A 13842-nucleotide genomic window follows, 5' to 3' on the forward strand; every position below is an offset into this window, starting at 1 on the left:
AGCCCCCCTTGCTAAGGGGGGAACAAGGCGTCTTGCGTTTTGCGTCTTGCGTACGACGTACCACCCGCGTTCAGCGTTCGGCGCTCGGCATTCAAACGTTATAACTGCTGCTGCTGGTTTTCCCGCCCCGCCCGGTCCAGTTGGTGTGGAAGAACTGGCCGCGCGGCTTGTCGGTGCGCTCGTAGGTGTGGGCGCCGAAGTAGTCGCGCTGGGCCTGGACCAAGTTGGTGGAGAGGGTGGCGCTGCGGTAGCCGTCGAAGTAGGCCAGCGCGCTGCTGAAGGCCGGGGTCCAGACCCCGTGCAGCACGGCGGTCGCCACCACCTGCCGCCAGGCCGCCTGCGAGCTCTTGATGATCCCCGCGAAGTAGTCGTCGAGCAGCAGGTTTTGCAAGTGGGGGTTCTTGTCGTAGGCCCCCTTGATGTTCTCGAGGAAGCGCGCGCGGATGATGCAGCCCTCGCGCCACATCAGGGCGATGGAGCCGTAGTCGAGCTCCCAGCCGAACTCCTCCGCGGCCATGCGCATGAGCTGGTAGCCCTGGGCGTAGGAGCAGATTTTGGAGGCGTAGAGCGCCTGCCGCACCTGCTCGACGAAGGCTTGCCGGTCGCCCTGGAACTCGGCCTTGGGCCCCTCGAAGATCCGGGAGGCGGCCACGCGCTCGTCCTTGAGGGCGCTCAGCAGCCGGGCGAACACCGCCTCGGCGATGGTGCTGCTGGGGCTGCCGATGTCGAGCGCGGTGACGCTGGTCCACTTGCCGGTGCCCTTCTGCCCGGCGGCGTCGAGGATCACGTCCACGAGGTCTTTGCCGGTCTGCTCGTCCTTTTTGGTGAGGATGTCGGCGGTGATCTCGATGAGGTAGCTGTCGAGCTCGCCTTTGTTCCACCGGGCGAAGATCTCGGCGATCTCGGCGTTGGAGAGGCCCAGCACCGAGCGCAGCAGGCTGTAGGCCTCGGCGATCATCTGCATGTCGCCGTACTCGATGCCGTTGTGCACCATCTTGACGAAGTGGCCTGCCCCGTCCTGCCCCACCCAGTCGCAGCAGGGGGAGCCATCCGCCACCTTGGCGGCGATGGCCTGGAAGATGGGCTTGACGTGCTCCCAGGCGGCGGGGTTGCCCCCCGGCATGATCGAGGGGCCGTGCAGGGCGCCCTCCTCCCCGCCCGAGACGCCGGTACCCACGAAGAGCAGGCCCCGCTCGGCCAGGTAGCGGGCGCGGCGGTTGGTGTCGGCGTAGTGGCTGTTGCCCCCGTCGATGACGATGTCGCCGGGCTCCAAGAGGGGCAGCAGTTGCTCGATGGTGGCATCCACGGCGCTGCCCGCCTTGATCATCAGCATGACCTTGCGCGGGCGCTCGAGCATCCCCACGAACTCCTCGAGCGAGTACGCCCCCAGGATGCTCTTCCCCGCGGCGCGGCCCTCGACGAACTCCCTCACCTTCTGGGTGGTGCGGTTGAACGCGGCCACGGTGAAGCCCTTGGACGCCATGTTGAGGATGAGGTTTTCCCCCATCACCGCCAGACCGATCACGCCGATGTCTGCTCGCATGTTCACTCCCACAGTTTGCTGAAGAGGGCTTCGAAGCGCCCCCTGGCTTCCCGGTACACAGGAGCCAGCGAAGGATTGGGTTGGAGGGGTGGGTTCGCGGGCGCAGGGATACCCCCCGCCGAACCCCCCGCTAGCATAGCAGCCCCGACCGCCGAGGCGTCGGCGGCGTCTACGGGAACCACTTCGGCCTGCAGGACGTCGGCCAGGATTTGCATCCACGGCGGCGAGGCGGTGATGGAGCCGGTGAGCTTGACCCGCTCCAGGCCGGGGCACAGGCTCTCCCAGAGCTGGGCCAGGCAGAAGGCCACGGCCTCGAGGCCCGCCCGCGCCAGGTGGGCCCGGGTGTGCCGCAAGCGCAAGCCGTGCACGGTGGCGCTGAGGTCGCTGCGCCAGTGCGGGCTGCGCTCGCCGCTGAGGTAGGGCAGCAGGGTCAGGCCTTCGGCGCCCGGCTCGACGGCTTCGGCGTCGGTGAAGAGGCGGGCGAAGCCGTCGCCGCGGGGGTATTCGCCGTAGAAGCGCGAGCGCAGCCACTCCAGCAGCAGACCCGCGTTGTTGACGGCCCCGCCCGCCAGCCAGCGCTGCCGGTCGAGGAAGTAGCACCAGGTGCGGGCTCCGGGCTCGAGCCGGGGCTGGGCCACGACCTGCCGCAGCGCCGCGCTGGTGCCCACGGTGATCACGGCCTCGCCCACGCCGGCCCCGGCCCCCAGGTTAGCCAAGCCGCCGTCGCTGCTCCCGGCGTAGACGGGCAGGCCCAGGGGGAGCCCCGTGGCTTCGGCCATCGCAGGGGAGAGGTGTCCGAGGCGTTCCGTGGCGTCCAGCACGGGCAGCAGACGCTCAGGGGGGAGCCCCAGCGCCCCCAGGATCTCCTCGTCCCAGGCGCCGGTGTGCAGGTTCAGCAGCCCCGTGGTCGAGGCCAGGCCCACGTCGGCGGCCCAGCGCCCCGTGAGGCGGAAGGCCACGTAGTCCTTGATGGCGACGAGGCTCGAGGCCCGCTCGAGCAGCGCGGGATGGGTTCGCCGGAGCCACGCCAGTTTGGCGGGGTAGTAGGGCGCTTGCAGCGGGCAGCCGGTGCGCCGGTAGGCCTCGAGGGGCGACAGCGGCAGATCGCCCAGCACGCTTCCCGGGCGGGTGTCGGCCCAGGTGAGGGCGGGGGCCAGGGGGGTTCCTGCCGCGTCCACGGCCAGCAGGCTGTGCATTGCCCCGCTGAAGGCCAGCCCAACGGGCTTCGTGTCGCCCAACTGCTCGCGGAGCTCCCGCAGCACGGCGACCGCCGCCGTAATGACCTCGTTCACGTCCTGCTCGGCCTGCCCGGGTTCCCCCTGCAACAGCGGGTAGGAGCGGCGGCTTTGGGCCAGCACCCTTCCTTCGCCCAGCGCCACCGCCTTGCAACGGGTGGTGCCCAGGTCCAGCCCGATCCCCACCTCCATGCCCCGAAGCTTACCCCGACCGTGCCCTAGCTGGCTTTGGGCCGCAGGGGCTGGGGCTATACTCGGGAAACCGTCCATTCCCAGGAGGATGCATGTCTTCGAAAGCCGATTACACCCCGGAAGAATGGGCCACCCTGGCCCGCGCCCCCTTCATGACCGGCCTCATCATCACCCTGGCCTCACCCAGCGGCATCACCGGCCTGCTCGGGGAGTCGATGGTGGTCACGCGCTCGATCATCAGCGCCAGCCAGAGCCACAGCACCGACCCCTTGCTGATGAGCCTGATCGAGGACATTAAGAACACCCGGGGCAAGATCGCCCAGCCCGCCGAGCGCCTCACCGTCGAGAACGCCCGCCCCACCGCCGAGGCCACCCTGCGCCAGGTCTCCGCCATCCTGGCCCAGAAGGCCACCCCCCAGGAGGCCGCCGCCTTCAAAGAGTGGCTCAGGGACATCGCCCATGACGCCGCCGAGGCCGCCAAGGAGGGCGGTTTCTTCGGCATCGGCGGGGTGCAGGTCAACGAGGCAGAGAAGGCAGCGCTGGCACGGGTGGCGGAGCTGCTGGCGTGAGGAGTGGCAGGCGATAGCCAAAACTGGTGGCTCATGGTTCGTCGAGGGTCGAGGGCTGAGAGCGTCTTGCGTTTTGCGTATTGCGTTCGGCATTCGACGTTAGGCGTTTTGCGTACGACGTACGACGTACGACCCGCCCCCGGCGCCCGGCTATCCGCTATCGACCATCGACCTAAAACGCTAAAGTAACCCAATGCGACTGACCATCGAAAAACTGGTTCCCGGCGGCATGGGACTCGCCCGCACGCCCGACGGGGTGGCACTGGTGCGGGGTGGCTTGCCGGGCGAGGTGGTGGAGGCTGAGCTCGAGCGCCGCAAGAACCACTGGGAGGGGGAGGTGAGCGAGGTGCTCGAACCCCACCCCCAGCGGGAGGAAGGCCCCTGGCCCCCTTCGGTGGACCTGCCGCTGGCCTACGAGGCACAGCTCCCTCTCAAGGCCGGCTTCGTGCAGGAGGCGTTGGAGCGCATCGCCAAGCTGGAGGGCGCGCTCGAGCCCATCCAGCCCTCGCCCCGGCCCCTGGGCTACCGGGCGGCGGCGCAGTACGCGGTGATGCCGGGCGGGGGGCTGGCCTACCGCTACCCGGGGACCCACAACCTGCTGCTGCTCGAGCGCGACCCCCTGCTGGCCCCGCCCCTGGCGCGGGCTTTCGAGCAGGTCAAGCCGCTGCAACTGGCTTGCCTCGAGGTCGCCCTGCGGGGCAGCCTGCGCGAGGGCAAGGTGCTGCTCGGGCTCATCGGGGGCGACCCCAAGCGCCTGCAGCCGGTGGCCCGCGACCTGCTGGGCTCGAGCTCGGACGTCGTGGGCGTGACCTGGGCCGAGGACCACCCGGCGGGGCGCTTCCGCGGGCGGGTGCAGGCTTTGGCGGGGGCGGGGACGCTGCTGGAGGACTTCGGCGGCGTGCTCGCCAGCGTCAGCGTGCAGGGCTTCGCCCAGGTGAACCCCGAGGCGGCGGGCCTGATGTACCTCGAGGCCGCCCGCATCGCGGGCGAGGGGCAGAAGGCCGTGGAGCTCTACGCGGGAAGCGGGGTGCTGGGGTTCCACCTGGCGGGGGGCTTCGGGGAAGTGGTGGCGGTGGAGATCAGCAAGGACGCGGTGAAGCGCGGTGAGGCCGACAAGGCCCGGCTGGGGGTCTCCAACCTGCGCTTCCACCGGGGCGACGCCAGCGAGCTCGCCAAGCTGGGGACCGCCGACCTCGTCGCCGTGGACCCGCCGCGGGCCGGGCTTTCGCCCCAGACCCTGCAGGCGCTGCTCCAGACCCGCCCCGCCCGCCTGCTCTACGTCTCCTGCGACCCCGCCACCTGGGCGCGGGACGTGGGGCGCCTGGCGCGGGAGGGCTATGAGCTCGAGTTCGTGCGCCCCTACGACTTCTACCCCTACACGCACCACGTCGAGGTGCTGAGCTTGCTGACCCTGGCCTGAGCGGCTATTCTTAGCGTTACCTTATGGAAATTGACGCCATTGTGACCCTGCGTTTGGAAGTGCCCGACGACACCGACCTCGACGACCTGGTGCTCGAGATCGACGAGGAAGGCCGCGTGCAGTTCGTCGCCGGGGGCGAGGTCGTGGCCGACGGCGCCTCCATCACCGATTACAGCCTCGACGACGTGGAAGAGGTCGGTGACGACGAAGACGACGACTACGACGAGGAAGACGAGGACGAGGAGGACGAAGACGAAGACGACGAGGACGAAGGGGCGCAGTAAGCCCTGGCCCCAGGGGGTTCGCGCTAGCCGGACGCAGCGCTCCTCCGCCCGGGCGTAGCCCTCCGGGTTGGCGTTTTGCCGCCGACCGGCCTCGAGCCCGCGGCTTTGTGAGGGGCACAGGCTCTCGAGGAGCAGTTCGCCGGGAGGGGCCTCGAGGGCCGCTTATCCGGATTTATCCCTAAGCTTACCGTTGCCGTTCTCGACCTGCGGCTCGAGCCGCTCCGCCTTCTTGGGCCTGGCCGCCACGTAGCGGGCCGCCGTCCACACCAGCACCACCGCGAACACCACCCGCAGCCAGAGTTCGGGGAGCTGGTTCGCCACGAGGCCCCCGGCGAAGGCCCCCACGATGATCCCGACCACCAGGCCCGGCACCACCTCCTGGGCCAGGTTGCCGTGGCGGTAGTGGGTGTACGAGCCCACCAGGGCCGAGGGGATCATGGCGAGCAGCGAGGTGCCCTGCGCGACGTGCTGCTCGAGGCCCGCCAGCAGCACCAAAATCGGCACGATCACGGTTCCCCCGCCCACGCCCAGCAGCCCCGAGGCGAAGCCTGCGAAGGCCCCGGCCACCGCCAGGGGGAGGATGCGCACGGCGCCCTCGAGCGGTTCGGCCACGTGGGGGATGTAGGGCTTGAGGATCAGAATTAGCGCGACCACGATCAAGTACCAGCCGAAAATTCGCTTGAGCCGCCACTCGGAGAGCTTGTTGGCGAAGAGGGCCCCGGCCCGGGCCGCGATCATCGCGGTGGGGATGATCAGCAGCGAGGCCACCCAGTCCACGGTGCCCTGGGTGGCGTAGGTGATGGCCCCGGTGATCCCGGTGAAGACCACCGCGACCAGGCTGGTGGCCGTGGCGCGGTGCTGGCTGAGCTTGAGGAAGCTCACCATCAAGGGCACCGCGATCACCCCCCCGCCCAGCCCCACCAGTCCCCCGAAAACGCCGGCCAAGGTTCCGATCCAGAGGCTCGAGAGGTTCACACCAGGGTTATACCACGGGATTTTGAATCTAAAACGCCGGCCCTATCTTTACGCAGTTCGCCGGGAGATTGGATTTTTACGGGTTTTTCACGCCTGAAGGTCTACAACATTCCTGCAAACCCGGGGAAGGGGATGCGACCTTAGGAGGAGATCATGAGAAAGAGCATCAAGGCAATCCTGGTGAGCGCGGCGCTCGGCCTGGCGGCGGTGGGGGCCTTCGTGGCCGCCTCCGACCACGACGACGGGGAGGCCGACACCAAGGCCAGGGCCCTCAACCTCACCGACCTCTACGTCTTCCGCGAGATCGACCAGAACCCCCGCGCCAAGGCCGACGACCTAATCTTCGTGATGAACACCAACCCCCGCTCGCTGGCGCGGCAGCAGTACTACTTCAGCACCAACGCCCGCTACGAGTTCCGCCTGACCCGCGTGCTGGGCAAGGACGACCCGGCGACCGGCCAGACCGACGCCTTCTTCCGCCTCGAGTTCGGCGCCCCCGACAAGAACGGCCAGCAGCCCATCACCCTCACCGCCAGCCGCGCCGGGGTGACCCGCACGGTCAAGGCCACCGCCGACGGCAAGCCCATCCTGACCACGCCCCTCACCGCCAGGCCCGTCGTCAACCAGGTGCCCCTCGACCGCGGCGGCGTCAGCGTGTTCGCCGGGCTGCGCGAGGACCCCTTCTTCTTCGACGTCGAGCAGTTCTTCCGGGTGCGGGCCGGGTTGGCCGGGCTGGGCCCCAGCGTGGGCTTCCGCAGCCCCGGCTACGACTTCACCGCCGGGTACAACGTCAACTCCATCGTGGTGCGCGCGCCCATGGAGTGGCTCACCGCCGGCTCCATCGCCAAGACCTTCGACGTGTGGGCCACCATCTCCATCCCCGACCCGGCCAAGCCCGGCGAGTGGAAGCAGGTCGAGCGCCTGGCCCGTCCCGCCGTCAACGAGGGCCTGCTGCTGACCAACGACTACCTCAACACCCTCAACGCCGTCGGCCCCGACTTCGAGGCGGCCGTGTTGAAGGGCGACAAGGCCGCGAGCGAGGCGGCGGCCCCCATCGTCGGCGAGGTCTCCACCGTGCTCAAGCTGCTGGGTAACTCGCCCGAGCGCGTGGGTGCCCTGCTCGGCGCCTTCCTGCCCGACGTCATGCGCATCGACACCACCGGGCCTTCGGGCTACGCCAACGACCTCAACAAGCGCGGCAGCCCGGTGCGGGGGCGCATGCTCAAGGACGACGTGATCGACATCACCCTGCAGGTGCTCTCCAACGGCGCGGTCAAGGGCGACAACGTCTCCTACGACGGCCCCAACGCCGGAGGCAGCAAGCACAAGCCCCTGCTGGGCGAGTTCCCCTACCTGGCCGACCCCAACTGAGCCCGGGGCACGGGGTGAGCGGGGATAACCTGCTCACCCCGGCCGGTTTTCAGCATCCTGAGGCAAAAGGAGAAGCCCGTGACCCTCGCTGACACCCTGCACAGATACCGCATAGCCGGATTCCTCGCCCTGGCGGGCCTGGTCGTGGGGCTGGGCCTGCTGGCTTGGCGGGAGGGACCAAGGCTGCCCGAGGCGTACCGCTACCGCTTCGGGGGCCTGCTCGAGGCCCGCTCCGAGACCCGCCGCAGCGCCTACCAGGCCGAGATCGCCTTTTACCAGGAGCGCCTGCGCCGCAACCCCGGCAGCGGCCTGGACCTGGCCGCGTTGGCCGGGGTCTACCTCAAGAAGGGGCGGGTCACGGGCCAGAGTTCGTGGTATCTGCTGGCGCAGCAGGCCGCCGAGCGCTCGCTCGAGGCCCTGCCCTTCTTCAACACCGGTGCCCTGCTGGTGCTGGCCGAGATCGCCGAGGCCCAGCACGACTTCGGCCGCGCTGCACGGATTGCCGGCCAGATCCTGAAGGAGGAGCGCAGCAACCCGGCGGCCCGCGCCCTCCTGGCCTCGGTGTACCTGGCGCAGGGGCGGCTCGAGCCCGCCGAGCACGTCGCCGAGGAACTCGTAGCCCAAAACCCCACGCCGGGCCACCTGGTCCAGCGGGCCCTGGTGCGGCTGGCCCGGGGCCAGGACGCCCAGGCCCTCGCCGACTTCCGGCAGGCCGTCGCGCTCGAGGAGCCCGACGACTTCTACGGCGCCGCCCGCACGCGCAGCTTGCTGGGGCGCTACCACCTGCGCCACGGGGAGGCGGGGCTGGCCCGGGGCTTGCTGGAGGAAGCCCTGCGCATCGCCCCGAACTACCCGCTGGCCCTGCTCTACCTGGCCGAGCTCGAGACCCGCCAGGGCCGCTACCGCGCCGCCGAAAAGCTCTACCAGCGGATTCTTCCCCAGGACCGGCAGACCTACCAGCTTTACGACCACGCCGCCTACACCGGCCTCGCGCGGCTGGCCCGCCTGCAGGGAAGCCCCAGGGAGGAAGCGGCCTGGGAACGGGCCGAGTCGGTGTTGCGCCGCGAGATCGGGCAGGGGGCTTTCGGGCACCGGCGCGAGCTGGCGCGGTTGCTGCTCGAGCGGGGCCGCCCCGCCGACCTCCCCGAGGCTTTGCGCCTCGCTCAGGCCGAGCTGAAGGTGCGGCAGGACAGCGAGACGCTCGAGGTGCTGGCCTGGGCGCTCGAGCGCGGCGGGCGTCTGGAGGAGGCCCAGAGGGTCATCGAGCGGGCGCTTGCCACCGGGCGGCGGGAGGCCAGCCTTTACCACCGGGCGGCCCGGATCGCGGGCGCCCTGGGCCAGCAGGAGCGGGCGGAGCGGTATGGCTCGAGCCTGCGGACGATAGACCCCGCCTTCGACCCCGTGCGGGCCGGGGTGGACGATCCCCTGTCGGGACAGCCTGCGGCTGTGCACCAGGCGGTGGACGATCCCCTGTCGGGACGGTCTGCGGCCGTGCACCAATGGCACGATCCCCTGTCGGGACGGCCTGCGGCTGTACACCAGGCGGGGGCCGGAGGTGTGGAGTGAGGGCTCTGCGCGTGCTGGCGTTGCTGATCGTGGGCCTGCTGGGCGGGGCCCAGGCCCACTGGGCCGACCTGGCCGCTGCCGAGATCGCGGTGGGGGAGAGCGAGGTGGAGGTGGTCCTGACCTTTCCGACGGGGTTGGTGGGGGAGATGGACACCGACCGCGACGGGCGGCTGTCGGCGGGCGAGGTCGAGCGCAACCGGGAAGCCCTGACCCGCTTTTTCGAGCGGAACATCACGCTGGAGTCGGCGGGGGAGCGGGGGCGGCTCGAGGTCGCCCCGGCCCAGGCGGCCCGGCCGCTCACCAACCTGAGCCCCAACGCCAAAACCCACAGCACCCTGCGCCTGACCTACCGCTGGGGACGGCCCGTCGAAGCCCTGAGGATCGAGTACGGCCTGTTCCTGCCGGGGGTTTCCACCTCGAGCTGCGTCGCCACCATCCTCCAGGGCGGCGAGGTGCAGGACGTGGTGTTCCGGCCCGACCACCGGGTTTTCCGGCTGGGAGGCGGGGCTGACGCGGCCCCGCAGACCTTCCAGAGCTTCCTCAAGCTGGGCCTCGAGCACATCCTCACCGGCTACGACCACCTGCTCTTCGTGCTGTCGTTGCTGATGCTGGGGGGCGGGCTGGCCTACTTGCTCAAGGTGGTCACGGCGTTCACGGCGGCGCACTCCATCACGCTCTCGCTGGCGGCGCTGGGGCTGGTGAGCCTGCCCCCCAGGCTCGTCGAGAGCGGCATCGCCCTCACCATCGCCTACGTGGCGGCCGAGAACCTCTTCCGCAAAGACCTCGGCGCCCTGACCCGCACCCGCTGGGCGCTGACCTTCGCCTTTGGGCTGGTCCACGGGCTGGGCTTCGCGGGGGTGCTCGAGGAGATCGGGCTGCCGCGGCAGAACCTGGCGCTCTCGCTGCTGGGCTTCAACCTGGGCGTCGAGCTGGGCCAGCTCGCGGTGGTGCTCCCGGCCTTCCTGCTGCTGCAGGCCCTGCGCCGCTGGCCCTGGGAGGTGGGGTTGCGCCGCACCGTCTCGGCGGGCGCGGTGGCGGCGGGCCTGGTGTGGTTCGTGCAGCGGGCCTTCCTAGGCGCCTGAGCCGCCGGGCCGCACCGTCTGGCCCACCAGCCGCACCTGCAACGCCCGCAGCAGGTCGGTCTTGCTGAGGATGCCCACCATGCGCCCGCCCTCCATCACCACCAGCCTCGAGAAGTCGCACTCGGCCATGCGCTTGAGCGCCTCGAGGGCGCTGGCCTCCGGGGCGATGGCCTCGAGCTTCCCCATGCGCTCGGTGACGGGGGCGGCGGGGTCGGCGCCCTGGAGGTCCTCGAGGCTGATGAGCCCCACCACCCGGCCCTCCTCGACCACCGGGTAGCCCATGTGGCGCTCGAGGAACATCCGCTGCAACAGCTCGCCCACGCTGAGGGTAGGGGGCACGCTCTGCACCTCCAGGGTCATCAGGTCGCGCACCCGCAAGCCCTCGAGGGCCTGGCTCAGCGAGGCCTGCTCGGTCTCGGTGCTCGCGGCCATGTACACGAACAGCGCGATCAGTACCAGGAAGAGGTTGAAGGCGTACAGCCCGAAGATGCCCATGCCGAAGGCGATCAGGCGGCTGACGCCCGCCGCGGTGCGGGTGGCCTCGAGGTAGGGCTGGCGCAGCGCCAGCAGCGAGCGCAGCACCCGCCCCCCGTCGAGCGGCAGCGCGGGCAGCAGGTTGAACAGGGCCAGGCTCAGGTTGACGAAGGCCAGGTAGCCCAGCAGGAACTGCCCGGCGACTATGTCGGGCACGAAGCCCCGCAGCACGGCGAAGACGCCCGCCAGGGCCAGACTGGTCAGCGGCCCCACGACGGCGATCACGGCCTCGGCCCCCCGGGCGCGCGGGATGTCGGCGAGCTGGGCCACCCCGCCCAGCAGCCACAGCGTGATCTCCCGCGTCTGCACGCCGAAGGCGCGGGCGGCCACAGCGTGCCCGAGCTCGTGGATGAGCACGCTGGCGAAGAGGCCCAGCGCCGCCAGCAGGCCCAGCAGGTAGGGCATGTAGCCCTGGAGCATCCCGGGCTCGGGGGTTATGCCCAGCAGCCGCAGGTAGGTGGGGAGCTGGAGGCCGATGAGGAAGGCGAAGAGGGGCAATACGATCAGAAAGCTGGTGTCCAGGGAAATCGGGATGCCAAGGAGCTTGAAGGGAAGCCGCATGGCGTTTCGGAACATGGCTCGAGTGTAGCGGGGCCCGGTAGGGGCAAAGGTTACGCAGGGCTCACCCTGCCGCGAGGGGCTGTGTAGAATTTTCCCCGTCTTCCGCTACAATGCGCTCGAGCCACCATGAACGAGCCCACCTGAACCACCCGGATCCGGCTTTCGGCAACCCCTGAAGGGAGCGGGGGTCCTGGCACATTCGGGAGGTCGGCGTGTGGTCTTTGCTGCGTGACGTGCGCATACGAACCGTCTGGATCGGTGAAACCGTCAACGAGCTCGGCACGGCCCTTTCCTTCTGGGCCTGGGCCTGGATCCTCTACGACCGCTACCCCGAAGCCCCCTGGGTGGCGGGCGCGGCGATCGCGCTGCGCTCGGCCTTCGGCTTCGCGGGGGACCTGATCTTCGGCCCCTACCTCGACCTCTGGGACCGGCGCCGGGTGCTCGTCGCCAGCAACGCGCTGCTGGCCGGGCTGACCGCTACGGTGCCTTTCCTGGTCGAGCCGGGCTGGGGCGTGTGGGCGGTGTTGGGGGTGCTGGGCCTGCAGGCGATGGTCGGGAGCCTCGAGGGGCCGGCCATGAGCGCCCTGCTCGCCGGGATGGCCCCGGCCGGGCAGTACCAGCGCGTCTACGCGCTCTTCAGCCTGACCCACACCCTGGGCAACCTGCTCGCGCCCGTGCTCGCGGGGGTGCTGATCGCCGCGCTGGGGCCGGTGCGGGTGCTCTGGCTCGACGCCGCGACCTTCGCCGTGGCAGCCGGGGCCTACGCGCTCGTGCGGCCCCCGGCCTCGCCGGGTGGCCGGGGGTCTGCGGGGTGGTGGCGGCAGTTCCGGGAGGGGCTGGGCTTCGTGCTGGGCCGCCGGCACCTGTGGCTGATGTTCCTGGTGGCAAGCCTCACCAACACGCTCGTCGAGGTCTACAACGCGGTGTTGCTGCCCCGGATCGCCGACCGCCTGCTCGAGGGCCTGCGCGTTCCGGCCTGGCTCTCCGCCGAACCCGGGGCCCTGGTTTCCGGGCTGCTCGACGCCCTGACGGTGGGGGTGGAACTCGCGGCCACGGTGTGGCTGGGCTCGAGGCTCCTCCCACCCCGCCGGGCTTGGAACGGCTTCGCGCTGGGCTGTGGCGCGGTCCTCCTGGGCATCGGGACGGTGAGCGCCGCCCCCGGCCTGGGGCTGGCGGCCCTGGCCGCGATGTTCCAGGGCTTGGGCTTCGCGCACATGGGCGTCCTAGGCAACAGCCTGGCGGCGGCCCTCACCCCGGACCCCCTGCGGGGGCGGGTAGCCAGCGTGCGCCTGCTGCTGGGCCGGGGGGTGCGCTCGCTCGGCTCGCTCCTGGCGGGGTGGGCCGTGGGCGCGGCGGGAGTCACCTCGATGGCGGCGCTGGCGTGCGCCGCGGGGTTGGGGTTCGTGGCCTGGGCCTGGGCCCGTGCCGTACGGGATCCGATGCCGGATTCGGGCTGACCGAATCCGGCGTGAAAAGCCGACCGTCGGGCCCTGGCGTTCGTGGCAGACGCGGTCAGAGCCAGGTCTCGAGCCAGCGCAGCCAGTTCTCCCCCAGCACCCCGGCCCGGGCCTCGGCAGGCACCAGCTCCCCGATCTTGGCGAGGTCGGCGGGCCGGTCGAGGCCCTGGGGGTTTTCGTTGAGGCCGAAGCCGCCGTCGAAGTCGGAGCCTATGCCCACCTTGTCCCAGCCGATGAGGCGGGCGGTGTGGTGCAGGTGCTTCCGCACGGTCTCGAGCCCCACCCGCTCCATGCCCCGGCTCCAGGTGTGGTCGAGGAAGAAGCTGAAGAGCACCGTACCCACCACGCCCCCCCGCTCCCCGATCGCCAGGATCATCGCGTCGGAGAGGTGGCGGTTGGCGAAGGGCGTGTCGGCGCCGCCCAGGAGGCTGCGGGGGTTGGCGTGGGTGGCGCAGACGGGGCCGCGGAAGACCTCGAGGCTCTCCCAGAAGGCCTGCTCGTCCATGTGGGCGAAGTCCAGGGCCAGCCCGGCCTCGTCCATGGCCTGCAGCAGCTCGACCCCTAGCTCGGTGAGGCCCCCGGGTTCGCGGGTGCCGCCGCAGTAGCGGGTGCGGTTCCAGGCCGGCCCGATCATCCGCACGCCCTCGGCCTTCCAGAAGGCCACCTCGCCGGGCTCGCGGATGCCCTCCCCGCCCTCGATCAGGACCACCATCCCGGGTACGCGGTCGGCGGGCCAGCGCTCCCGGTGGGCCTGGAGGTCGGCCGCGCCGCGGATGATCCGCACCAGCCCCGCATCCTCCCAGCGCTGATACACCTCGAGCTGCTCCCGCGCCGCCTCGTGGGCGGCCAGGGGGCCGGTGTATTTCTTGGGGTCTACCCACAGCGTGGCGAAGCACAACCCCACGCCGCCCTCGCGCAGGGCGGGGAGCGTCACCACGGGAATATCCTTGTTCGTATCGCGCCGGCGCAGCTCCTCGAGGGGCAGGGTCAGGTCGCGGCGGAGGTCGAGGGCGTTGTGGGCGAGGTCGAGGTGGGCGTCGACGATCATGGTTT

Annotated in this window: 12 protein-coding genes; 7 read left to right on the forward strand and 5 right to left on the reverse strand. The window is 70.6% G+C overall.

Annotation, left to right across the window (positions count from 1 at the left end; all coding sequences use genetic code 11):
* Nucleotides 1–91: 91 nt before the first annotated feature.
* Nucleotides 92–1543: a decarboxylating NADP(+)-dependent phosphogluconate dehydrogenase gene (gene gnd, locus MEICH_RS0110695; protein WP_036219167.1), complete on the reverse strand. Its 1452-nt coding sequence runs from the start codon at nt 1541–1543 to the stop codon at nt 92–94.
* Nucleotides 1544–1545: 2 nt separating this feature from the next.
* The gene (locus MEICH_RS24615; RefSeq protein WP_051304096.1) at nt 1546–2970 is read right to left on the reverse strand and encodes a gluconokinase; all 1425 of its coding nucleotides are present in this window, start codon (nt 2968–2970) and stop codon (nt 1546–1548) included.
* A 92-nt stretch (nt 2971–3062) separates the two neighbouring features.
* On the opposite strand from MEICH_RS24615, the gene MEICH_RS0110705 reads away from it, so the two are divergent.
* The 3 genes from MEICH_RS0110705 (at nt 3063) to MEICH_RS24620 (ending at nt 5243) form a co-directional block, all read left to right on the forward strand.
* Nucleotides 3063–3539, forward strand: coding sequence for a hypothetical protein (locus MEICH_RS0110705; protein WP_027892612.1), 477 nt, complete (start codon nt 3063–3065; stop codon nt 3537–3539).
* A 193-nt stretch (nt 3540–3732) separates the two neighbouring features.
* Complete coding sequence (locus MEICH_RS0110710) at nt 3733–4959, forward strand: class I SAM-dependent RNA methyltransferase (protein WP_027892613.1); 1227 nt, start codon at nt 3733–3735, stop codon at nt 4957–4959.
* Nucleotides 4960–4982: 23 nt separating this feature from the next.
* Entirely contained in the window at nt 4983–5243 is a 261-nt protein-coding gene (locus MEICH_RS24620) for a hypothetical protein (protein ID WP_051304097.1), read from the forward strand.
* Nucleotides 5244–5405: 162 nt separating this feature from the next.
* Here the strand turns inward: MEICH_RS24620 and MEICH_RS24625 are convergent, their stop codons facing one another.
* The gene (locus tag MEICH_RS24625; protein WP_051304098.1) at nt 5406–6218 is read right to left on the reverse strand and encodes a sulfite exporter TauE/SafE family protein; all 813 of its coding nucleotides are present in this window, start codon (nt 6216–6218) and stop codon (nt 5406–5408) included.
* A 153-nt stretch (nt 6219–6371) separates the two neighbouring features.
* On the opposite strand from MEICH_RS24625, the gene MEICH_RS0110725 reads away from it, so the two are divergent.
* The 3 genes from MEICH_RS0110725 to MEICH_RS27140 all read left to right on the forward strand — a co-directional run bounded on the left by MEICH_RS0110725 (nt 6372) and on the right by MEICH_RS27140 (nt 10237).
* Entirely contained in the window at nt 6372–7589 is a 1218-nt protein-coding gene (locus MEICH_RS0110725) for a DUF4331 domain-containing protein (RefSeq protein WP_027892614.1), read from the forward strand.
* Between the two features lie 78 nt (nt 7590–7667).
* On the forward strand, nt 7668–9155 hold the full coding sequence (locus MEICH_RS24630; RefSeq protein WP_051304099.1) for a tetratricopeptide repeat protein: 1488 nt from the start codon (nt 7668–7670) through the stop codon (nt 9153–9155).
* A complete protein-coding gene (locus MEICH_RS27140; RefSeq protein WP_051304100.1) occupies nt 9152–10237 on the forward strand; it encodes a HupE/UreJ family protein in 1086 nt (361 codons plus the stop codon). Before MEICH_RS24630 ends, MEICH_RS27140 begins: the two co-directional genes overlap by 4 nt.
* Here the strand turns inward: MEICH_RS27140 and MEICH_RS0110740 are convergent.
* Nucleotides 10226–11347, reverse strand: coding sequence for a CBS domain-containing protein (locus tag MEICH_RS0110740; protein ID WP_027892615.1), 1122 nt, complete (start codon nt 11345–11347; stop codon nt 10226–10228). The genes MEICH_RS27140 and MEICH_RS0110740 overlap by 12 nt on opposite strands.
* Nucleotides 11348–11544: 197 nt before the next feature.
* On the opposite strand from MEICH_RS0110740, the gene MEICH_RS0110745 reads away from it, so the two are divergent.
* A complete protein-coding gene (locus MEICH_RS0110745) occupies nt 11545–12789 on the forward strand; it encodes an MFS transporter (protein WP_169730656.1) in 1245 nt (414 codons plus the stop codon).
* A 55-nt stretch (nt 12790–12844) separates the two neighbouring features.
* Here the strand turns inward: MEICH_RS0110745 and MEICH_RS0110750 are convergent, their stop codons facing one another.
* Nucleotides 12845–13837 (reverse strand): dipeptidase, encoded by a 993-nt coding sequence (locus tag MEICH_RS0110750; RefSeq protein ID WP_027892617.1) that lies wholly within the window; start codon nt 13835–13837, stop codon nt 12845–12847.
* Between the last annotated feature and the right edge of the window lie 5 nt (nt 13838–13842).

This window comes from Calidithermus chliarophilus DSM 9957 (genome assembly GCF_000430045.1).
Classification (GTDB): Bacteria; Deinococcota; Deinococci; order Deinococcales; family Thermaceae; genus Calidithermus; species Calidithermus chliarophilus.